The sequence below is a fragment of the Phycicoccus duodecadis genome, from assembly GCF_002846495.1.
In the GTDB taxonomy this organism is placed as follows: Bacteria; Actinomycetota; Actinomycetes; order Actinomycetales; family Dermatophilaceae; genus Phycicoccus; species Phycicoccus duodecadis.
In genome coordinates this window covers 2,775,866-2,796,359 of sequence record NZ_PJNE01000001.1, presented here as the reverse complement: position 1 = coordinate 2,796,359, position 20,494 = coordinate 2,775,866, and the positions used below count along the sequence as shown (strand labels likewise).

The 20,494-nt window shown below is 74.7% G+C and carries 17 protein-coding genes; 9 read left to right on the top strand and 8 right to left on the bottom strand.

What is annotated here, in order from left to right; all coding sequences use genetic code 11:
- The first annotated feature begins 70 nt into the window (after positions 1-70).
- The 3 genes from ATL31_RS13060 to ATL31_RS13050 are packed head-to-tail and all read left to right on the top strand — an operon-like array spanning position 71 to position 3,218.
- Positions 71-1,078 (top strand): SDR family oxidoreductase, encoded by a 1,008-nt coding sequence (locus ATL31_RS13060; protein ID WP_101396151.1) that lies wholly within the window; start codon positions 71-73, stop codon positions 1,076-1,078.
- The gene (locus tag ATL31_RS13055; RefSeq protein ID WP_101396150.1) at positions 1,075-1,443 is read left to right on the top strand and encodes a hypothetical protein; all 369 of its coding nucleotides are present in this window, start codon (positions 1,075-1,077) and stop codon (positions 1,441-1,443) included. The genes ATL31_RS13060 and ATL31_RS13055 overlap by 4 nt, the downstream gene beginning before the upstream one ends.
- Complete coding sequence (locus tag ATL31_RS13050) at positions 1,440-3,218, top strand: glycoside hydrolase family 15 protein (protein ID WP_101396149.1); 1,779 nt, start codon at positions 1,440-1,442, stop codon at positions 3,216-3,218. The genes ATL31_RS13055 and ATL31_RS13050 overlap by 4 nt, the downstream gene beginning before the upstream one ends.
- A 29-nt stretch (positions 3,219-3,247) precedes the next feature.
- Here ATL31_RS13050 and ATL31_RS13045 read toward each other — a convergent pair whose 3' ends face one another.
- Entirely contained in the window at positions 3,248-4,159 is a 912-nt protein-coding gene (locus ATL31_RS13045) for a hypothetical protein (protein WP_101396148.1), read from the bottom strand.
- Entirely contained in the window at positions 4,156-4,866 is a 711-nt protein-coding gene (locus tag ATL31_RS13040) for a hypothetical protein (protein WP_101396147.1), read from the bottom strand. The genes ATL31_RS13045 and ATL31_RS13040 overlap by 4 nt, the downstream gene beginning before the upstream one ends.
- A 210-nt stretch (positions 4,867-5,076) precedes the next feature.
- On the opposite strand from ATL31_RS13040, the gene ATL31_RS13035 reads away from it, so the two are divergent.
- Both ATL31_RS13035 and ATL31_RS13030 read left to right on the top strand, forming a co-directional pair.
- Positions 5,077-6,423, top strand: a complete 1,347-nt coding sequence (locus ATL31_RS13035; RefSeq protein WP_101396146.1) for a GmrSD restriction endonuclease domain-containing protein — start codon at positions 5,077-5,079, stop codon at positions 6,421-6,423.
- 28 nt (positions 6,424-6,451) lie between these two features.
- Positions 6,452-8,170: an aminotransferase class V-fold PLP-dependent enzyme gene (locus tag ATL31_RS13030; RefSeq protein WP_101396145.1), complete on the top strand. Its 1,719-nt coding sequence runs from the start codon at positions 6,452-6,454 to the stop codon at positions 8,168-8,170.
- Here the strand turns inward: ATL31_RS13030 and ATL31_RS13025 are convergent.
- Complete coding sequence (locus tag ATL31_RS13025) at positions 8,160-8,486, bottom strand: DUF952 domain-containing protein (protein ID WP_101396144.1); 327 nt, start codon at positions 8,484-8,486, stop codon at positions 8,160-8,162. The genes ATL31_RS13030 and ATL31_RS13025 overlap by 11 nt on opposite strands.
- A gap of 88 nt (positions 8,487-8,574) precedes the next feature.
- Between ATL31_RS13025 and ATL31_RS13020 the strand changes: the two genes are divergently transcribed.
- Positions 8,575-9,072 (top strand): GNAT family N-acetyltransferase, encoded by a 498-nt coding sequence (locus ATL31_RS13020; protein ID WP_101396143.1) that lies wholly within the window; start codon positions 8,575-8,577, stop codon positions 9,070-9,072.
- Positions 9,073-9,095: 23 nt separating this feature from the next.
- Here ATL31_RS13020 and ATL31_RS13015 read toward each other — a convergent pair whose 3' ends face one another.
- The 3 genes from ATL31_RS13015 to ATL31_RS13005 form a co-directional block, all read right to left on the bottom strand.
- Positions 9,096-11,180: an NAD(+) synthase gene (locus ATL31_RS13015; RefSeq protein WP_101396142.1), complete on the bottom strand. Its 2,085-nt coding sequence runs from the start codon at positions 11,178-11,180 to the stop codon at positions 9,096-9,098.
- Positions 11,181-11,209: 29 nt separating this feature from the next.
- Positions 11,210-11,728: a DUF2231 domain-containing protein gene (locus tag ATL31_RS13010; protein WP_101396141.1), complete on the bottom strand. Its 519-nt coding sequence runs from the start codon at positions 11,726-11,728 to the stop codon at positions 11,210-11,212.
- A gap of 149 nt (positions 11,729-11,877) precedes the next feature.
- Entirely contained in the window at positions 11,878-12,864 is a 987-nt protein-coding gene (locus ATL31_RS13005) for an NADPH:quinone oxidoreductase family protein (protein ID WP_101396140.1), read from the bottom strand.
- Positions 12,865-12,968: 104 nt separating this feature from the next.
- On the opposite strand from ATL31_RS13005, the gene ATL31_RS13000 reads away from it, so the two are divergent.
- Positions 12,969-14,213, top strand: a complete 1,245-nt coding sequence (locus ATL31_RS13000) for an MFS transporter (protein ID WP_211284033.1) — start codon at positions 12,969-12,971, stop codon at positions 14,211-14,213.
- Here ATL31_RS13000 and ATL31_RS12995 read toward each other — a convergent pair.
- Together ATL31_RS12995 and ATL31_RS12990 are read right to left on the bottom strand one after the other, a co-directional pair.
- Positions 14,177-15,265, bottom strand: coding sequence for an alkene reductase (locus tag ATL31_RS12995; protein ID WP_101396138.1), 1,089 nt, complete (start codon positions 15,263-15,265; stop codon positions 14,177-14,179). The genes ATL31_RS13000 and ATL31_RS12995 overlap by 37 nt on opposite strands.
- A gap of 171 nt (positions 15,266-15,436) precedes the next feature.
- A complete protein-coding gene (locus ATL31_RS12990) occupies positions 15,437-17,038 on the bottom strand; it encodes an HNH endonuclease signature motif containing protein (RefSeq protein ID WP_143598390.1) in 1,602 nt (533 codons plus the stop codon).
- A gap of 445 nt (positions 17,039-17,483) precedes the next feature.
- On the opposite strand from ATL31_RS12990, the gene ATL31_RS12985 reads away from it, so the two are divergent.
- Complete coding sequence (locus tag ATL31_RS12985; RefSeq protein ID WP_101396136.1) at positions 17,484-18,281, top strand: crotonase/enoyl-CoA hydratase family protein; 798 nt, start codon at positions 17,484-17,486, stop codon at positions 18,279-18,281.
- Positions 18,278-20,473, top strand: coding sequence for a molybdopterin-dependent oxidoreductase (locus ATL31_RS12980; protein ID WP_101396135.1), 2,196 nt, complete (start codon positions 18,278-18,280; stop codon positions 20,471-20,473). The genes ATL31_RS12985 and ATL31_RS12980 overlap by 4 nt, the downstream gene beginning before the upstream one ends.
- The last annotated feature ends 21 nt before the right edge of the window (positions 20,474-20,494 follow it).

The following is a 20,494-nucleotide window of genomic DNA, read 5'->3' as shown; positions in this document are numbered from 1 at the left end:
ATTAGTTGATGTTGTGCAACAGTTGCTATTGTACAAGAAATCGACCGCACGAGGGAAGGACGGGTTCGTCATGGCAGGAGTCACGGTGGTCACGGGGGCAAGTGGAGGGATCGGGCGCGCCTGTGTCCGGGAGTTCGCCCGGCGCGGGGACGACGTGGCGCTCCTGGCCCGCGGCGAGGCCGGCCTCGAGGCCGCGGCCGAGGAGGCGCGGGCCATGGGCGTCCGGGCGCTCGTCGTGCCGGTCGACATGGCCGACGCCGATGCCGTCGAGCGCGCTGTGGCGACCGTCGAGGACGAGCTGGGCCCGGTCGACGTCTGGGTGAACGTCGCCTTCACCTCGGTGTTCGCGCGCTTCGACGACATCGAACCGGCGGAGTTCCGTCGCGTCACCGAGGTCAGCTACCTCGGGTACGTCTACGCCACCATGGCCATCCTGCCGCGGATGAAGCAGCGCGACCGCGGGGCCATCGTCCACGTCGGGTCGGCGCTCGCCTACCGGGGCATCCCGCTGCAGAGCGCCTACTGCGGGGCCAAGCACGCCATCCAGGGCTTCCACGAGTCCGTGCGCTGCGAGCTCCTGCACGAGCACAGCAACGTGCACGTCACGATGGTGCAGATGCCGGCGGTCAACACCCCGCAGTTCTCCTGGGTGCTCTCCCGTCTGCCCAACCACGCGCAGCCGGTGCCGCCCATCTACCAGCCCGAGGTCGCGGCCCGCGCCGTGGTCTTCGCGGCCGACCACCCGCAGCGGCGCGAGTACTGGGTGGGCGCCAGCACGGTCGGGACGCTCCTGGCCAACGCGGTGGTGCCGGGCCTGCTCGACCGCTACCTGGGGCGCACCGGGTTCTCCTCGCAGCAGACCGACGAGCCCAAGCCGGCCGACCAGCCGGCCAACCTCTGGGAGCCCGCCGACGGTCCCGAGGGCCACGACTTCGGGGCCCACGGCGCGTTCGACGGCAAGGCCACCGCGCGCAGCCCCCAGCAGTGGGTCGCCCACCGCTACCCGCAGGTCGCGGCCGTCGGCGCGGCCGTCGGCGCGCTGACCGGCGCCGCCTGGGCCGTGAGCCGGCGCCGGTGAACGCCGCCACCACCCCGGTGTGGGCCGCCGGTGCGCTCGGGGTGGCCTGGGGAGTGGCGCTCCTCGCCCGCCCCGAGCCGCTGTGGCGCGCGGTCACCGGGAGCGGGCCGCACGAGACCGATGTGCTGGCGGCCCGGGCACTGGGGGTACGCCATCTCGTCCAGGGCGCGGCCCAGGTCGCGGCTCCCACCCACCTGCGCGCGGTGTACGTGACGGTCGACCTGCTCCACGCGGCCACCATGCTGCCGCTCGCGCTGCGCCCCGGGCGCCGGCGGCGGGCGGGTGCACTGACGACGGCGGTGGCCCTGGCCAGCGCCGCGACCACGGTGGCCGCCGGCCGGGCGGGGCGAGGAGCCCGCAGGTGACCGGCTCCTCCCGGGCCCCCGCCGACCTCTCGTATCCCCCACAGGTGGTGCGCGAGTACGCCTTCCTCGGTGACGGCTACCGGGGCGCCCTCATCGGCCCCCGCGGCGATGTCGGATGGCTGTGCGCGCCCACCTGGGACAGCCCGCCGGCGCTCGCTCGGCTGATCGGCGGCGACGGGGTCTACGCGGTGACGCCCCACGACCCGTTCGTCTGGGGCGGCTCCTACGAGCCGGGCAGCCTCATCTGGCGCAGCCGGTGGACCACCGCGCAGGCGCGGCTCGAGTGCCGTGAGGCGCTCGCGTGCCCGTCCGACCCCCACCGCCTGGTCCTGCTGCGACGGATCCGTCCGCTGTACGGGCCCTGCAGCGTCGACATCGTCCTCCAGGTGGCCGACGGGTTCGAGCGCTCGCCGCTGAGCGCCCGGCGCGACGACAGCGGCGCCTGGGTCCTGGAGTCGGGCACCCGCCGGGCCCGCTGGACCGGCGCCGGGGACGCCCGCCTCGACCGGGACGGCGTCCTGCGCCTCCACCTGGACGTGGCGGCCGGTGAGCACCACGACCTGGTCCTCGAGATCAGCGACCGCGCGCTCCCCGAGCTGCCGGACCCCGCCCGGCTCTGGGCCACCACGGAGAGCTACTGGCACGACACGGTGCCCGCGTTCGAGTCGTCGGCGGCCCCCCGGGACGCCCGGCACGCCTACGCCGTGCTGCGTGGGCTCACCTCACCCGGAGGCGGAGGCATGGTGGCCGCGGCCACCCTCGGGATGCCCGAGCGCGTCGAGGCCGGGCGCAACTACGACTACCGCTACGTGTGGCTGCGCGACCAGGCCTACGCCGGGCTGGCCGTGTCGGTGGACCAGCCGGACCCGCTCATGGACGAGGCGGTGGCGCTCAGCACCGCCCGGGTCCTCGAGCACGGGCCCGACCTCGCGCCGGCGTACCGGCTCGACGGCCGGCTCCCGCCCCGCGAGCGCGACCTCGACCTCCCCGGCTACCCGGGCGGCAAGGTCGTCGCGGGGAACTGGGTCCGTGGGCAGTTCCAGCTCGACGTCTGCGGGGAGCTGCTCCAGCTCTACGCCACCTCGGCCCGGCACGACCACCTCACCGTCGACGACGTGCGCGCCCTGACCCAGGTCGTCGACATCATCGAGCAGCGCTGGGACGAGCCGGACGCCGGCGTCTGGGAGCTCGACGACCAGTGGTGGACCCAGTCCCGGCTGGCCTGCGTGGCGGGCCTGCGGGCTGCCGCCGCCCAGCTCTCCGGCCCGCAGGCGGGGCGCCTCGTGTCCCTCGCCGATGCCGTCATGGCCGAGACCTCCCGCCGCTGCCTGGGGCCCGACGGCGCCTGGCAGCGGGCGCCGGGCCTCACCGGGGTGGACGCCTCCCTCCTGCTGCCGCCGGTGCGAGGGGCGCTGTCGCCGGCCGACCCCCGCAGCCTCGCCACCCTCGCGGCCGTGAGCCGTGACCTGGTCGAGGACGGCTACGTGTACCGCTACCAGCCCGACGACCGGCCCCTCGGGGAGGCCGAGGGGGCCTTCCTGCTGTGCGGCTTCGGGATGAGCCTGGCGCACCTCGCGGCCGGGGACCGGGTCGAGGCGTTCCGGTGGTTCGAGCGGCAGCGCGCGAGCTGCGGGCCGGCCGGGCTGCTGTCCGAGGAGTTCGACGTGCGCGAGCGCCAGCTCCGGGGCAACCTGCCCCAGGGGTTCGTGCACGCGTTGCTGCTCGAGTGTGCCCAGCGGCTCGGGGCGACGGGCGAGGGCCCCGGCACCGACTGACCGCGGGATGCCGGGCGTCCCGCCGTCCGTCAGGAGACCCCGGGCGACGGGAGCCGGTCGAGCGCCCGTCGCGCACCGGCCGCAGCGTCGTGGGCGGCGCGCTCGTCGCGGGTGGCGGCCAGCTGGGAGCGCCGGGCACCCGCCTCGGCCTCGGTGGCGTCGCCGACCTGCGCCTCGAGGCCGGCCACCCGGCCGCGAGCCTCGTCCAGGTCGGCCTGCAGCTCCTCGCGCCGGCGTCGGGCCGCGGTCGCGGCCTGACGGGCGGCATCCGCCCTGGCGGTCGCCTCCGCCAGCGCGGCCCGCGCGCCGTCGTGGGCGCGGCGTGCCTCGGCCAGGGCCTGCTCCTCCCGTTCGGCACGGACGGCCCCCGCGCCGGCTCGTGCGCCGGAACGCGCCGGGGTGGCCCGAGAGGCCGCGCGACGAGGGCCCGTGCCGCCCAGGGCCACCGCGGACGACAGGTCGACCGGGTCGAGCCCGGACGCGCTGAAGGTGTCGACCAGCATCCCGGTGGCCAGGGCGGCCCCGGCGCCGGGGTCGACCATGGCCGAGCGCAGCGTCTCCTCGACGGCCGCGAGCACGGCCGGCGTCACGGTGCGGCCGTCGTCGCGAGCCAGGGCCGCTGCCCGTTGGGCGACGGCCCGCGTCAGCGCGCGGCGCTGGGTGTCGAGGGCACGCAGCTCGGCAGCGCCGAGAGTGCCCTGGGCGGCGCGCAGCCGGCCGCCGAGGGCCAGCACGTCGTCGACCTCGGCGGGATGCTCCCGCACCAGCCGGTTGAGGAGCCAAGCGCCCGCGGTGGGTCGGCGGAGCGCCTTGACGGCGGCGGCCAGGTCGCGGTCGCCCGCCTCCTTGGCCGCGCTCGAGCGGGCGTTGCGCGCGGCGGTGAACTCCTCCGGCGGCAGGGCGTACAGCTCGGCGGCCACGCTGTCGAGGCCCGCGGTCATCCGCCCAGCGACCCCACGGCGCGGGCGACGATCAGCAGCGACACCGCCAGCGCTGCCGTGGCCTGGCTCGCCATCAGCAGCTTGGCCCGCGAGCTGAGTGGCATCGTGTCGGTGGGGCTGAACGCGCTGGAGTTCGTGATCGACATGTAGAGGTAGTCGACGAACACCGGGACCCAGCCGCTGCGCTCGCTCGAGCCCACCGCCACCTCACGGACGGTGTCGGCGTTCTCGTCCTGCGAGAACCGCCAGTCGGCGGGGGGCAGGCGGTCGCGGCGCTCGCGGTGTCGCGACACCGGCCCGCCGCGGTCGAGCTCCCAGTACAGGAGCGCGTAGCCGATGACGTTGGTGAGCCACACCTGCACGCCCCCCATCAGGAGGCCCTTGGCGCCCTCCTTGGGGGCGCCCAGCGTGTTCACCAGCATCGCGAGGCCCCCGAGGTTGGCGCCGATGACCACCAGCGCCAGGGTGATCGAGACGTAGCGCGACCAGCGGGTCTGGCGCACGAGCCGGACGGGGTTGACCGCCACCAGGCTGACGAGCAGCAGCACCTCGACGGCCGGGATGGCCAGCCGCGGGCCGATGAGCAGCGAGTCGGGCAACAGCGTGTAGGTGACGACGGCGACCGCCACGGCCAGCGCGGGCGGCACCCTGTTCTCGCCTTCGCCCGAGCGCCGGCCCGACCCCTCGTCGGGCGTCTCTGGTGGCACGGACTCCTCCTCAGGGGGCTGATGGGGCGCTGACCTGGCACGGACGACGCTACTCCGGCGCCCGGGCCCAGGGGGTCGCCCGAGGCGGGCAGGTCGGGAGCGCCTCGGCCGTTCGGGCCGTTCTGGCGCCCGGCCCTGTCAGGGGACTCGGCGCGCGACGTACGGTGCCGGAGGCGTGAGGGACGACGTGGGGGAGCAGGGGAACGCAGGATGACGACACCGGCCGGCTGGTACCCCGACGGCGACGGCCTGCGCTACTGGGACGGCTCCCGCTGGACCGAGCACGTGGCGCCGCGTCCGGCGACTGCTGCTCCGACGCCTCGGACGGCTGCGACGCCCGCCGGGCGGGGCCCCGGGCCCGCGCACTGGTTCGGCTGGGGCGGCCTGGTGGCGGTCGCGTTCCTCGGCGGGCTGAGCTCGGGCGTCAGCGGCTTCTTCTCGCTGGCCGGCGCCTACGTGCTGGTGGTGGCCGTCGTCGGGCTGGTGCGTGGGCACGTCGGCTGGGCCCGCCTGCGCGGGCGCGCCACGGCCGGGGTGGCACTCGCCGCCGCGGTCGTCATCACCGGCATCGGCGGGGCCACCGCCTCCCCCGTCGAGGGGTCGACCGGCCTCGAGCTCGCCGGACCCACGGCCGCCGCGCCCACGGGTGCGGCATCCGCGTCCGCCGTCCCCACGCCGGTCCCGACCCCCACCCCGAGCCCGCCGTCGACGCCCACCGTCACCCCCACCCCGAGCCCCACCCCCACGAAGGCCGCCCCGGCCCGCGGCACCGCCCTGGCCGCGCTGGCCACCGTGGCGGTCAAGGGCCGGGCCCCCAAGACGGGCTACGACCGGGCGCAGTTCGGCACCGCCTGGAAGGACGTCGACCGCAACGGCTGTGACACCCGCAACGACATCCTGCGCCGTGACCTGCGCCCGTTCACCCTCAAGGCCGGGACCCACGGCTGCCTCGTGCTGTCCGGGACGCTGAAGAGCCCCTACACGGGCGCGACCAAGGCCTTCGTGCGCGGCCAGGGCACGTCGTCGGCGGTGCAGATCGACCACGTCGTGGCCCTGTCGGACGCCTGGCAGAAGGGGGCGCAGCAGCTCGACGCCGGCACCCGCACCGCCTTCGCGAACGACCCGCTGAACCTGCTCGCCGTCGAGGGCGCGGTGAACCAGGCCAAGAGCGACGGGGATGCCGCCACCTGGCTGCCGCCGCGCAAGGCCTACCGCTGCGCGTACGTGGCCCGCCAGGTCGCGGTGAAGGTCCGGTACCACCTGTGGATGACGGCCGCCGAGCACGACGCCGTCGAGCGCATCCTGCTGACCTGCCCGGGGCAGAAGCTCCCCACCGCCGGCGCGGTCGCCCTGGGTGGCGGGCGCGTGGTCAGCGCACCGGCGCCCACGACCACGGCGCCGCGGGTCGTGAGCCCGCCCCCGCCCGGCGGCACCGACCCGCACTTCGACACCTGCAAGGCCGCGAAGGCTGCCGGCTACGGGCCGTACTACCGCGGGCGGGACGCCGAGTACGACTGGTACCGCGACGCCGACAGCGACGGCATCGTCTGCGAGTGACCCCTCGGGGCGTGGGACCCTGTCGGGCATGGTCGATGACACCGCACAGGACCCCCGTGCCGAGGCGCTGCTGCGCCGCATCCGGGAGTCGGTCATCGGCGAGGACCACGTCATGGAGACGCCGTACGGGCGGCGTCGGGTCACCTACGCCGACTACACCGCGAGCGGCCGGGCCCTCTCGTTCATCGAGGACGTCATCCGCGACGAGGTGCTGCCGGCGTACGCCAACACGCACACCGAGTCCAGCGGCACCGGCCTGCAGACGACCCGGCTGCGCGAGGACGCCCGGCGCCTCATCCGCGACGCCGTGGGGGGCGACGACGGCACCGTCGTGCTGTTCGCGGGCTCGGGCTGCACCGGCGCCATCGACAAGATCATCGGGGTGCTGGGCCTGCGCCTCCCCTCGGCCCTCGAGGACCGCTACGACCTGTCCCGGCACATCGCCGCCGACCAGCGGCCGGTGGTGTTCATCGGGCCCTACGAGCACCACAGCAACGAGCTCCCCTGGCGCGAGACGATCGCCGACGTCGTCACCATCCGCGAGGACGCCGACGGGCTGATCGACGCCGCCGACCTCGAGGCGCGCCTCACCGAGTACGCCGGTCGGCCGCTGCTCATCGGGTCGTTCAGCGCCGCCAGCAACGTGACCGGGATCGTCAGCGACACCCACGGCATCTCGGCGCGGCTGCACCGGCACGGGGCGCTGGCGTTCTGGGACTTCGCGGCCGCCGGCCCGTACGTGGAGATCGAGATGCAGGCACCGGAGGGCGGGGACCCGTTGGCGTACAAGGACGCCCTCTTCCTCAGCCCGCACAAGTTCATCGGCGGCCCGTCGACGCCGGGGGTGCTGGTGGCGCGGCGCGAGCTGTTCGCCAACCGGGTGCCGGTGGTGCCCGGTGGCGGCACGGTGGCCTACGTCAACCCCGAGGACCACGCCTACCTGGCCGACGTCGAGCACCGCGAGGAGGGCGGGACGCCGGCGATCATCGAGTCCATCCGGGCCGGGCTGGTGTTCCAGCTGAAGGAGGCGGTCGGCGTCGACACCATCCGGGCCCGCGAGGAGCGCTTCCTGGCGCGCGCGGTCACGGCCTGGCGCGACGAGCCCGGCCTCGAGATCCTCGGCAACCTCGACGCCCCCCGGCTCTCGATCGTCTCGTTCGTGGTGCGCGCGCCCAGCGGCCGCTACCTGCACCACAACCTCGTGGTCGCGATGCTCAACGACCTGTTCGGCATCCAGGCCCGCGGTGGCTGCTCGTGCGCCGGCCCCTACGGCCACCGGCTGCTCGGCATCGACCTCGAGCGCAGCCACGCCTTCGAGCGCGAGATCACCGGGGGCTGCGAGGGCATCAAGCCCGGCTGGGTCCGGGTGAACTTCAACTACTTCATCTCCGACGCCGTGGCCGACTACGTGGTGGAGGCCGTGCGGATGGTCGCGCGCGACGGCTGGCGGCTGATCGGCGACTACACCTTCGACCCGCTCACCGGGCTGTGGCGGCACCGCCGCGGGCTCGTCGAGCCTCCGGTGCGGCTCACCGACATCCGCTACGAGGACGACGGGACGCTGACCGTGCCGAGCGCGGCCCGCGTGGGGGGCGAGGAGATGCTGGCCGAGCACCTGCGCGAGGCCGCCACGGTGCTGGCCGCGGCCGTCCCACCCGACCTTGAGGCCGCGGCCGCCGGGCTGTCGGACGACTTCGAGCACCTGCGCTGGTTCGACCTCCCGAGCAGCGCGGTCGTCAGCGGCTGAGGGGCCGCGCGTCGGTGACGGCGCCGGCGTCGAGCCCGCCGTAGAGGTGGGGGAAGAGCTCGTCCGCCTCGGGCTGGGCGGGCTCCCAGCGGATCTCGGGCCCGACCCGGCTGGGGTCGATGGTCAGCAGCACCAGGTCGCCGTGGTGGTCGGCGTAGTAGCGCTCGAGCACCCCCGGCCACTGCTCGGCGGTGGAGAGGTGGATGAACCCGACCTCGGCCAACGAGAGCCCACGGGTGGAGCGTTCGTACCGTCCGAGGGCGCGGGCGGCCTCCCACTCGGAGGCGTCGGCGACGTGGAAGAGGGAGTCGGTCACGGGGACACGGTGCCACGAGGGGGATGGCCCCGCACGCGGTGGCCGGGGAGTGACCGGCGCGGAGGCCTGGCCGTCGTAGGGTCGCGGGGTGAGCACGAGCATCCGTCCCGCGACCCTCGCCGACGTCCCCGCCATCCTGCGCCTCGTCGAGGACCTGGCCGAGTACGAGAAGGCCCGCCACGAGGTCGAGGCCACCGAGGAGCACCTGCGGGCGGCGCTGTTCCCGGAGGACGGGGCGACCTCGACCTTCGCCCACGTGGCCGAGGTCGACGGCCAGGTCGTGGGGATGGCGGTGTGGTTCCTGTCGTTCTCGACCTGGACCGGGACCAGCGGCATCTGGCTCGAGGACCTCTACGTCGACCCCGCGCACCGGGGGTCGGGGCTGGGCCACGGCCTGCTGCGTGCGCTCGCCCAGGTGTGCCGTGACCGGGGCTACCGGCGCCTGGAGTGGTGGGTCCTGAACTGGAACACCCCCAGCATCGGCTTCTACGAGTCGCTCGGCGCGCAGCCGCAGAGCGAGTGGACGACCTACCGGCTCGACGGCGACGCGCTGGCCGCGCTGGCCGGAGCCACGGGCGGCGCGTAGGCGTCAGCGGCGAGCCGCCGTCGTCACGCCTCCGGGACGTTCGCCTCGAGCTCGGCGAGCCAGGCGGCGGCGGCGGCGTCCGACGGCATCCGCCAGTCGCCGCGCGGTGAGAGCGAACCGCCCGCGACGACCTTGGGGCCGTTGGGCAGCGCCGACCGCTTGAACTGGTTCTGGAAGAAGCGGCGCAGGAACACCTGCATCCAGTGCCGGACCGCGGCCAGGTCGTAGGCGGTGCGGTCGGCCTCGGGGTAGCCCGAAGGCCACGCGCCGGCCTCGACGTCGCGCCACGCGTGCTCGGCCAGGAACGCGACCTTGCTGGGCCGGTAGCCGCGCCGCAGCAGGTGGAAGAGCGTGAAGTCGTGCAGGGCGTACGGCCCGATGGTGTCCTGGGTCGACTGGATCTTCTCGCCGTCGCGGGCCGGCACCAGCTCGGGGCTGATCTCGGTGGCCAGGATGGCGAGCAGCGTCTCGTCGGCCTTCTCGTCGCCGAGCTCGCCGGACGAGACGACCCAGCGGATGAGGTGCTGGATGAGGGTCTTGGGCACCCCGGCGTTGACGCCGTAGTGCGACATCTGGTCCCCCACGCCGTAGGTGCACCACCCGAGCGCGAGCTCCGAGAGGTCACCGGTCCCCAGGACGATGCCCCCGCGCTGGTTGGCCGCGCGGAACAGCAGGTCGGTGCGCAGCCCGGCCTGCACGTTCTCGAACGTGACGTCGTAGACCTCGTCGCCGTCGCCCGCAGGGTGGCCCAGGTCGCGCAGCATCTGGGTGGCCAGCGGTCGGATGTCGACCTCCTCCCACTGGATGCCGAGCGCCTCCATCAGCCGCACGGCGTTGCTCTTGGTGCCGGCGCTGGTGGCGAAGCCGGGCATCGTGATGCCGAGGACGTGGGTGCGGGGCAGCCCGAGCCGGTCGCAGGCCTTGACCGCGACGATCAGGGCGTGGGTGGAGTCGAGGCCGCCGGAGACGCCGATGACGATGCGCGGCATCCGTGCCGGGTCACCGCCGCCGATGGCCCGCAGCCGCTGCTCGAGGCCGCTGACCTGGATGTTGTAGGCCTCGTAGCAGTCGAGGGCCAGGCGGGTGGGGTCGTCGGGGACGAACGGGAAGCGGTCGAGCGAGCGGCGCAGGCCGAGGTCGCCGGGGGGCGGGCGCAGCCGGAACGGCACCACCCGGAAACCGGCGTCGTCGGCGGAGTAGGCGCCGGCGTTGTCGTCGAAGCTGCCCTGGCGCAGGCGCTCCTGGCGCAGCCGGTCGAGGTCGACGTCGACGACGGTGGCACGCGGGCCGTCGGGGAAGCGGTCGGACTCGCCGAGCAGGTCGCCCGCCTCGTAGACCATCGTCATCCCGTCCCACGACAGGTCGGTGCTCGACTCGCCCTGGCTCGCGGCGGCGTAGAGGTAGGCCGCGTTGCAGCGGGCGCTGGCCGAGCGGGCCAGCAGGTGGCGGTCCTGCGCGCGGCCGACGGTGATGGGCGAGGCCGACAGGTTCAGCAGCACGCTGGCGCCGGCGAGGGCCGCCTCGTGGCTGGGCGGCACCGGGACCCACATGTCCTCGCAGACCTCGGCGTGCACGACGAGGCCCGGCACGTCGTCGGCCGAGAACAGCAGGTCGGGCCCGAACGGGATCTCGCCGTCGGCGTCGCTGCCGGGCCACGCGGGGCGGACGAGGAACTGGCCCTCCTGGCCGGTGCCGGCGGCGAACCAGCGCTTCTCGTAGAACTCGCGGTAGTTGGGCAGGTACGACTTGGGCGCGACGCCGAGGACCTCGCCGCGGTGGATGACGACGGCGCAGTTGTAGAGGCGGTGCCCGTGGCGCAGGGGGGCGCCGACGACGACGAGCGGGGTGAGGCCGGCAGTCGCCTCGGCGACGGCCACGATGCCGGCCTCGACGGCGTCGAGCAGGACGTCCTGCAGCAGCAGGTCGTCGATGGCGTAGCCCGACAGCGACAGCTCGGGGAACAGCGCCACGGCCACCCCGTCGTCGTGGTGGGCACGGACCTGTTCGACGATGCGCCGGGCGTTCTCGGCCGGGTCGGCCAGGGCGACGGGGAGGGTGCACGCCGCGACCCGGGCGAACCCCTGGGCGTAGACGTTCCGGAACTCCATGCCGTCAGCCTAGGGGTGCGCGCCGGCGCTCAGCCCTCGTCGTCCCCGCCGCCGCCCTGGACGGTCTTGGACCCGACCTCGCTCCAGACGGCCTTGGCGCCGGAGTGGCCCACCAGGGTCACGTCGACCGCGAGGCCGACGGCGGCGAGGACGCCCACGACGGTCAGGATGCGGAACAGGCTCGACGGGCGCGCGGGGCCCTCGCCGTCGACGGCGGCCCGGCGGCCGGAGCGCCAGAGGTACCAGAGGACGCCGGCGACGATGGTGGCGCCGAGGACGACCCAGGGCAGCAGGTCGCCGAGCTCGGCGTGCTCCCGGACGAGGTCGGTGCGGCCCACCCGGCGCTGGAGTGACTCACCCGACGAGCTCGCGACGAAGGAGAAGAGGGTCGTCAGCGCGCCCACCGCGGTGGTCAGCCAGCCGCTCCAGGCGCGGAACCGCTCGCTGACCGAGAAGGCCAGCAGCATCAGGACCGTGAGGGGGGAGAGGACGACCACGGCGTGCACGACCAGGGCGTGCACGGGGATGCCGAAGACGGTGTCGAACAAGCGGACCTCCGAGAGATGACGGGCGGCCGGGGCCGCGGGACTCAGGGGTAACCCTGCCCTGTCGGCGGCCCGCGGGCATCCTCAGAACCTGTGCGGAGGCTATGACTTGCGGACGACGTCCGAAGGAGTGGGGTGCCGAATGCCGCAGGTCAGGGGGTCAGCAGCACCTTGCCGGTGGCGCGGCGCTCGTCGACGGCGACCAGGGCGGCGACCACCTCGTCGAGGTCGCGCACCTCGCCGATGACGGGGTCCACGGCGCCGGACTCGAGCAGGGGGACCAGCTCGTCCCACTGGGTGCGCAGGTACCCGGGGCCGGGGCCCTGGCGGTGGGTCCACCACGCGCCCCAGCCCACCCCGACGACCGAGACGTTGTTGAGCAGGAGCCGGTTGACCCTCACCTCGGGGATGGAGCCGGCGGTGAACCCGATGACGAGGTGCCGACCGCCGGGGGCCAGCGAGCGCAGCGAGTCGGTGAGGCGGTCGCCCCCCACGGGGTCGACGACCAGGTCGACGCCGCGCCCGGAGGTGAGGTCGGCGACGGCGTCCTTGAAGCCGTCGGCCGGGACCACCTCGTCGGCGCCGGCGGCCCGCGCCACCGCACCCTTGGCGTCGGTGGAGACGACGGCGACGACCCGGGCGCCCCAGGCCTTGGCCAGCTGGACGGCCGCGGTGCCGACGCCGCCGGCCGCGCCGTGCACCAGCACGGTCTCGCCGGGCTGGAGGCGACCGCGCTCGCGCAGCGCGAAGTGGCAGGTCAGGTAGTTCATCGGCAGCGCCGCGCCGGCGGCCCAGGGGGTGTCCTGCGGCAGCGGGAAGACCATGGCGGGGTCGACGGCGACCGCCTCGGCGAAGCCGCCGAGCACGCAGAACGCGGCCACCCGGTCGCCCGGGGAGAGCTCGCTCCCGGGCGGGGCGCTGCGGACCACCCCGGCCACCTCCGAGCCCGGGACGAAGGGCGGGTCGGGCTTCATCTGGTACTGGCCGCGGGTCAGCAGCACGTCGGGGAAGCAGATTCCGGCGGCCGCGACGTCGACGACGACCGTGGTCGCGGGGTCGGCCCCCTCGGCCGCGTCGGGGAGGTCGACGACCTCGACGGCCTCGGGTCCGTCGAGCCGGGTCACCTGGGCTGCGCGCATCCCCCGATCCTAGGCAGCGGGCCGTTCGGAGGAGGTCCGTGCGACATCCGGGCCGGATGGCCCTGCGCGGGAATGCCCCACGGGGTCGGGTTCCTTGCACCTGCGTGCCCGCGCCCCGACACCCAGCCCTCGCGACCGCCGCCCTCATCCTCGGCGGCGTCGCCATCGGGACGACCGAGTTCGTGACGATGGGGCTGCTGCCGCGCATCGCCGACGGGGTGCAGGTCAGCATCCCGGTGGCGGGGCACACCATCTCGGCCTACGCGGCGGGGGTCGTGTCCGGTGCGCCGCTCATCGCCGCCCTCGGCGCGACGCGCCCGCGCAAGGGGCTGCTGCTGTCGCTGATGGCCGCCTTCGCGGTCGGGAACGTGCTCAGTGCGCTGGCGCCGAGCTACGAGCTGCTGGTCGCCGCGCGCTTCCTGTCGGGGCTGCCGCACGGCGCGTTCTTCGGGGTGGCCGCGCTGGTCGCCGTCGACCTCGCACCCAACGGGCGGGCCGGGCGGGCCGTCGGCACGGTGATGCTCGGCATCCCGATCGCGAACGTCCTCGGCGTGCCGGGCGCCACCTGGCTCGGGCAGCACGCGGGGTGGCGGTCGGCCTACTGGCTGGTGGCGGTCCTCGGGGCGGCCACCGTGGCGCTGGTGGCGCTGGGTGTGCCCCGGCTGGCGGCCGACCCCACGCGGACCGTGCGGGCCGAGCTCAGCGCACTGAAGAGCCTGCAGGTGATGCTGACCCTGGCGGTGGCCGCCATCGGCTTCGGCGGGATGTTCGCCATGTACTCCTACATCGCGCCCACCGTGACCGAGGTGACGGGGCTGTCGGAGTCGGCGGTGCCCGTCTTCCTGCTGGTCTTCGGGGCCGCCGGCTTCGTCGGCAACCTGGTGGCGGGCCGGATGGGCGACTGGTCGGTGCTGCGCTCGGTCGTCATCGGGATGGTGGGGCTCGGTGTCGGGCTGGCGCTCTTCGCCCTCGCGGCCCCCTACGCCGTGGCCGCTCTGGTGGTGCTGGCGCTGGTCTCGATGCTGGCGTCGGTGCTCGTCATCAACCTCCAGCTGCGGCTGATGCAGGTGGCGGGCGCGGCCCAGACCCTGGCCGCGGCCGGCAACCACGCCGCGCTCAACGCGGCCAACGCGCTGGGGGCGTGGCTGGGCGGCGTCGTCATCGCGGCCGGCTACGCCTACACGGCGCCCTCGTGGGTGGGGGTGGGGCTCGCCGTGCTGGGCCTCGGCGTGCTCGCGCTGTCGGTGCGGCTGCACCGACGGGACACCCGGGGGTCGCGTGCCGACCGCCCGGGGTCCCGTCGTGCTGTCGCTCAGGCGCTCTCGCGCAGCTCGTCCAGCGTGGGGTAGTCGACGTAACCCTCGGCGCCGCCACCGTAGAAGGTGTCGGGGTTCGGCTCGTTGAGCTCGGCGCCCTCGTGCCAGCGGCGCGGCAGGTCGGGGTTGGCCAGGAAGAGCCGGCCGACGACCACGGCGTCGCCGAGGCCTTCCTGGACGAGCTTCTCGGCCGCGTCACGGGTCGTCACCGAGGCGAAGCCGTCGTTGACCAGCAGGACGCCGTGGTGCAGCGAGCGGATGGTCGCGGCCAGCTCGCCGCGGGGGTCGGCGAGCACCGACACGTAGGCGATGCCGAGGTCGGCGATGCCCTCGAGGAAGGCGGTGTACGTGGCCTGGGTGTCGGCCTCGTCCTCCTCGGTGGCACCCTGGATGTTGTGGGCCGGCGAGAGGCGCAGGCCCACCCGGTCGGCGCCGATGGCGTCGACGACGGCCCGGACGACCTCGACGCCGAAGCGCGCGCGGGCGGCGGGGGAGCCGCCGTAGCCGTCGGTGCGCTCGTTGGAGCCCGGCGCGAGGAACTGGTGGATGAGGTAGCCGTTGGCGCCGTGGACCTCGACGCCGTCGAGCCCGGCCTCGATGGCGTTGCGGGCGGCGTCGACGTACTCCTGGACCACGGAGGGGATCTCGTCCTCGGTGAGGGCACGGGGCACCGGGTGGGGCTTGGGGCCGCCGGCGGTGAACATCTCGCCGGGGGCCGCGAGGGCGCTGGGGGCGACGGTCTCGAGGCCGTGCTTGTTGTCGGGGTGCGCGACGCGGCCGACGTGCATCAGCTGGACGACGATGCGGCCGCCCTCACCGTGGACGGCGTCGGCCACTCGGCGCCAACCGGCGACCTGCTCGGCGCTGTGGATGCCGGGGGTGTTGAGGTAGCCCTGGCCGACGGCGCTGGGCTGGGTGCCCTCGGTGACGATGAGCGCGGCGGAGGCCCGCTGGCGGTAGTACTCGACCTGGAGGTCGGTGGGGACGCCGTTCTCGTCGGCGCGGTTGCGCGTGAGCGGCGCCAGCACGATGCGGTGCGGCAGCTCGCCGAGGGGGGTGGGCAGGGGGGTGAACAGGTCTGTCATGTCTCACCGTTCTGTGCGGGAGGCCCGCCGCCCGACCCCCAGGGATGGGGCCGGAGCGGGCGTCGATGTCGTTGAGGGTTCAACATGCCGAGGCGTGAGTCATTCCCCCGTCGGTGTCGAACCCTGAGCTCCCGCTCGTGGGACGGGTGACGCCCTTCGGGTGGTCCCGGGTCAGAAGGGCGGGTCGGGCTCCGCTGTCGGGGACGGTGCCCGACAGGGTGGAGCGGTTGCGGTGTAGGTGAGGTGGGCGCCGGCGGCTGTCGGGTGGTGGTGGTCGATGCGGCAGCGGGGGTGGGGTCTTGCTGGTGGTGGGCCGAGGGTGTGTTCGAGGTGGTACTCGAGGGTGCTGTGGGGTCCGTCGGGGGTGACGAGGCGGGGTTTGGAGATCACGGGGGCGGGGTCGGTGCCGGTGTCGGGCAGGACGGCGCGGTGGAGGTGGTCGACGGGGTGGGTGGTGCGGTTCCGGCCGGTGGGGTCGGTCCAGGTGAGGGTGGCGTCGGGGTGGAGAACCGCGCGCCAGCCGGGGCGTTGTTTGATGCGGTGGTGTCGGCGGCAGAGGCAGACCAGGTTGGCCGCTGATGTCGGGCCGGTGGGCCAGGGGGTGACGTGGTCGAGGTCACAGAAGCGGGCGGCGACGTGGCAGCCGGGGAAGCGGCAGTGCCCGTCGCGGGCCTTGACCAGCGCGACCAGGGCCTTGCCGGGGCGGTAGGCGTCGGTGGTGAGGGCGCCGGCGAGGTCGAGCAGCGCGCCGGTGAGCGGGTCACACGGGGCGGGACTCTTCGCCGGTTTGCCCCGCGGTCGCGGTGCGGCCCGGCCGGCGCGAGTGGGGGTCGTGTCTGTAGGCAGCAGCGGAGCGCTGGCACGGTCGAGCCACGCACGGGAGACCAGCGTGGGTTCGCCGGGGCGGAGGCCGGTGACCTCGACCAGGTCGCCCGGAGCTCCCTCGCTCGCCCCAGCCTCGCTCGCGGGCGTAGGACCTGTGGGCGCATCGGCTGCGATGGTGTGGACGACCTGGACGTCGATGGTCGCGTTGCCCGCGACGAGGTCGGTCAGGGCCTTGGCGCGGGCCCGGTCGACCGGCTCGCACACGCCGTCGGTGACGTACTGCTGGGCGAGGGCGTCGATCGCGGCCCAGGCCTGGGCGGCTTCTTCGGAGGGGAAGGTGCCGTGCCAGGTGTCGACCCCGGGCTCACCGACCCACCGCTCGAGGCGGCACTCCGACCGGGCCCGCACCGCGCGCTGGCGGAGCAGGTCGGGCGAGATCCGGGCCAGCATCCGCCGGACCCGGCGCCGCAACCGCGGCCCGTCCTCGCTGCCGAAGTACTCGTGCAGACCGGCGATCACGGACGCGGCGACCTCGGCCGGTGCCTCCTCGAGCTCGGTCGCCACCACCGACGCCCGGTAGGCGTCCAGGCGTCCGGCGCCCATCGCCTCGTGCAACCCACGAAGCCCGGTCTCGGTCGCGGTGCCTTCCGGACCGTCCGCGGCGAGACGGACCGCCGCCCGCACCCGCCGCTCGGCGTGCACGGCGGTCACGGCCAGCACCCCGGACACGATCGCCGAAGCGTCCAACGCCACGTGGCCGAGCGCCCGGGGGGTGTCGATGACCTCCCCGTCGTCCAGGACCTCCGGCTCGATCGCCGCCAGCCGCACGATCGCGGCATCCTGCGCGGCGGTCGCGGTGTCGATCACGGCCTGCAGCTCACCGAGAGCCTGCGCCCACTCCTCCTGCGACCCCCGCACCTCACCCGGGGACAGAGCGTCCGTCAACATCTGACGCGCTGAACGTGCGGCACTCAGAACGTCCTGCGGACCGGTCGTCACTGCCATCGGAAACCCCCCTCCCCTGTACCCACGATCCTACCCGGAAGAGGTGACACGAACAAGCGTTCGAGGGCACCAATCGAACTTTCTGGCAACGTTTTTCCCGCCAGAAGCGCAACGGAAGGGGCGGATGTGACGACCGCAGGAGAAGGCGCCGGGCCGCGGGGAGGAGCGACCGCGGAGCCCGCCATCCAGGCCGCCTGTGAAGGTGCGGCCCACGCGCTCGAGGCTCACCGCGGGACCCGGCCGAGGTCATCCGCGGGACCCGGCCGAGGTCATCCGCGGGACCCGGCCGAGGTCATCCGGCCGGCCCGCGGCCCACCGCCCTGACACCCAGCGGAAGCCACCGGCCGCGCCCACGCGCCCCTCTCGACACTGCTCGTAGGCTGGCGGCATGTCAGCCCCCGTCACCTGCAGCGTCGAGGGCGGCATCGCCCAGGTCCGCCTCGACCGGCCCGAGAAGCTCAACGCCCTGACCCTCGACACCCTCGAGGCGCTGGTCGAGACCGCCGGCCGGCTGCGCCGCGACCGGACCCTGCGGGGGGTCGTGCTGGGGGGCAGCGGCGACTCGTTCTGCGCGGGGCTGGACTTCGCGACCGTGATGGCGCAACCGCGCCGGGTCGCGCGTGCCTTCGTCCCGCGGCCCTGGCGTGGCACCAACCTCTTCCAGGAGGCGTGCTGGGCCTGGCGCCGGCTGCCGGTCCCGGTCGTCGCCGCGGTGCACGGCCACTGCTACGGCGGCGGCCTGCAGATCGCGCTGGCGGCCGACCTGCGGATGACCACCCCCGACGCCCGCTGGTCGGTGCTCGAGGCGAAGTGGGGGCTGGTCCCCGACATGAGCGGGATGCAGGCGCTGAGCCAGCAGGTGCGGATGGACGTCGCCAAGCGGCTCACGATGACCGGCGAGGTCGTCAGTGGCGAGCGGGCCGTCGAGCTCGGGCTGGCGAGCGAGGTCCACGAGGAGCCGTTCGTCGCCGCCACCCGGTTCATCGAGGAGGTCGCCACCCGCTCGCCCGACGCGGTGGCGGCGACCAAGCGGCTGTTCGAGCGCACCTGGACCTCCGGCCCACGCCGCACCTTCGCCGGTGAGCGGCTCGAGCAGGCTCTGCTGCTGCGTCGTGGCAACACCCGGGCCGCCCGTGAGGCCGCCCTGCGCCGTGAGACGCCGTCGTTCGGCCCGAGGGCCCGATGAGCGCCCCGGCCGGGCGGGTCCGGCACACCTCGTGCACCCTGTGTGAGGCGATGTGCGGGCTCGAGGTGACGCTCGCCGCCGACGGGACGGTGGGCAGCATCCGCGGCCACGACGGCGACCCGCTCTCACGAGGGCACCTGTGCCCCAAGGCCTTCGCCCTCCCCGAGCTCCAGGACGACCCGGACCGCCTCCGCCGCCCCCTCGTCCGCGGCGCCGACGGCGAGCTGCACGAGACCTCGTGGGACGCCGCCATCACCAAGGCGGCCGAGCTCCTCGGCGATGTGCAGGCCGAACACGGCGACGACGCCCTGGCGATCTACCTCGGCAACCCCAACGTCCACAGCCTCGGCGCGCTCACCCACCATCCGACCCTGGTCCGCCTGCTGCGCACGCGGAACCGCTACTCCGCCACCTCGGTCGACCAGCTGCCCCACCACGTCGTGGCCTGGGCCCTCTACGGCCACCAGTTCCTGCTACCGGTCCCCGACATCGACCGCACCGACCTCCTCGTGCTCGTCGGCCACAACCCGATGGCCTCCAACGGCTCGCTCTGGACCGTCCCCGACTTCCCGCAGCGCCGCCGCGAGCTCGCCTCCCGCGGAGGCCGGCTCGTGGTCCTCGACCCGCGCCGCACCGAGACCGCTCGCATCGCCGACGAGCACCACTTCGTGCGCCCTGGCTCGGACGCCTTCGTCCTGCTGGCCCTGGTGCGTGAGGTGCTGGCCTCCGGCCGCGCCCGGCCCGCCGCCTGGGTCGACGGCGTCGAATCGGTCCGAGCCGCCGTCGAGCCCTTCACCCCCGAGCTCGCCGAGACCGTCAGCGGGATGCCGGCCGGAGCGGTGCGCGGGCTGGCCGTGGCCCTGCTCGACGCGCCCTCGGCGGCGGTCCACGGCCGGATGGGGGTGTCGACGCAGGGCGCCGGCGTCGTGTGCCAGTGGGCCGTGCACGTGCTGAACATCCTCACCGGCAACCTCGACCGGCCGGGCGGGGCGATGTTCGCGACGCCGGCCGTCGACCTCGTCGGCCGCGGGCTGCTCGGCCCGGGTGGGTTCTCGCGCCGGAGGACGCGGGTGCGCGGGCTCCCCGGCTTCGGCGGCGAGCTGCCGGTGTCGGCGCTGGCCGAGGAGATCACGACGCCCGGCAAGGGTCAGGTACACGCTCTGCTGACGATCGCCGGCAACCCGGTGTCGTCGACGCCCGGGGGCCAGCACCTGGATGCGGCGATCGCCGCGCTCGACGCGGTCGTGTGCATCGACTACTACCTCAACGAGACGACCCGGCACGCCGACGTCGTCCTGCCCCCCAGCGGGCCGCTGGAGCGCGACCACTACGACCTCGTGTTCCACCTGTTGGCGGTGCGCGACACCGCCCGCTTCTCGCCGGCGCTGTTGCCCAAGGACCCTGGCGGGCGGCACGACTGGGAGATCGCACGCGACCTCGGGGCCGCCTACCTCGCGGTGCGCAGCCGCAGCCTGTTCGGACGCTGGTCGCGCTCGGCCCTGGAGGCGACCGCCCGGCTGCGCACCTCGCCGACCCGCCAGCTCGACCTGCTCCTGCGCACCAGCGGTGCGGGCCTGTCGGTCCGGAAGCTGAAGCAGGCCGGCCCGGGCGGTCTCGACCTCGGGCCGCTGCGGCCGCGTCTCCCCGAGCGGCTCGCGACGCGCGACCGCCGGGTCGACCTCGCCGTGCCGCTGGTGCTCGACGACCTGCCGCGTGTCCTGGCCTCGGCCGAACGCGAGCGCGACGCCGACGAGCTGCTGCTGGTCGGCCGTCGCCACCAGCGCGACAACAACTCCTGGCTGCACAACTCGGCGCTGCTCACGAAGGGCCGGGCCCGGCACGCCCTGCTGGCGCATCCCGACGACCTGGCCGTGCGCGGCATCACCGACGGCGCCACCGTGCGGGTGCGCTCGGCCGTCGGGGCGGTCGAGGTCGAGGTGGCCGCGTCGGAGGACCTGATGCGCGGGGTCGTCTCGCTGCCGCACGGCTACGGGCACCGACGCGACGGGGTGCGGCTGCGCCGGGCCACCGCGGTCCCCGGGGTGTCGATGAACGACCTCACCGACCCGTCCGTCACCGAGCCGCTCTCGGGCAACGCGGTCCTCAACGGCGTGCCGGTGACCCTGGAGCCAGTGCTCGAGCCGGTGCACGAGCCGGTGCCCGAAGCCACTCCGACAGCGCCGCCGGCCTGACGGGTCCCCGCGGCTAGGGTC

Bases quoted from the DNA above. Each gene is read 5' to 3' on its own strand.
- ATL31_RS12995 (WP_101396138.1), bottom strand. From the start codon at position 15,265: ATGACAGACCTGTTCACCCCCCTGCCCACCCCCCTCGGCGAGCTGCCG.
- ATL31_RS13030 (WP_101396145.1), top strand. From the start codon at position 6,452: ATGGTCGATGACACCGCACAGGACCCCCGTGCCGAGGCGCTGCTGCGC.
- ATL31_RS12980 (WP_101396135.1), top strand. From the start codon at position 18,278: ATGAGCGCCCCGGCCGGGCGGGTCCGGCACACCTCGTGCACCCTGTGT.
- ATL31_RS13035 (WP_101396146.1), top strand. From the start codon at position 5,077: ATGACGACACCGGCCGGCTGGTACCCCGACGGCGACGGCCTGCGCTAC.
- ATL31_RS13015 (WP_101396142.1), bottom strand. From the start codon at position 11,180: ATGGAGTTCCGGAACGTCTACGCCCAGGGGTTCGCCCGGGTCGCGGCG.
- ATL31_RS13005 (WP_101396140.1), bottom strand. From the start codon at position 12,864: ATGCGCGCAGCCCAGGTGACCCGGCTCGACGGACCCGAGGCCGTCGAG.
- ATL31_RS12985 (WP_101396136.1), top strand. From the start codon at position 17,484: ATGTCAGCCCCCGTCACCTGCAGCGTCGAGGGCGGCATCGCCCAGGTC.
- ATL31_RS12990 (WP_143598390.1), bottom strand. From the start codon at position 17,038: ATGTTGACGGACGCTCTGTCCCCGGGTGAGGTGCGGGGGTCGCAGGAG.
- ATL31_RS13045 (WP_101396148.1), bottom strand. From the start codon at position 4,159: ATGACCGCGGGCCTCGACAGCGTGGCCGCCGAGCTGTACGCCCTGCCG.
- ATL31_RS13060 (WP_101396151.1), top strand. From the start codon at position 71: ATGGCAGGAGTCACGGTGGTCACGGGGGCAAGTGGAGGGATCGGGCGC.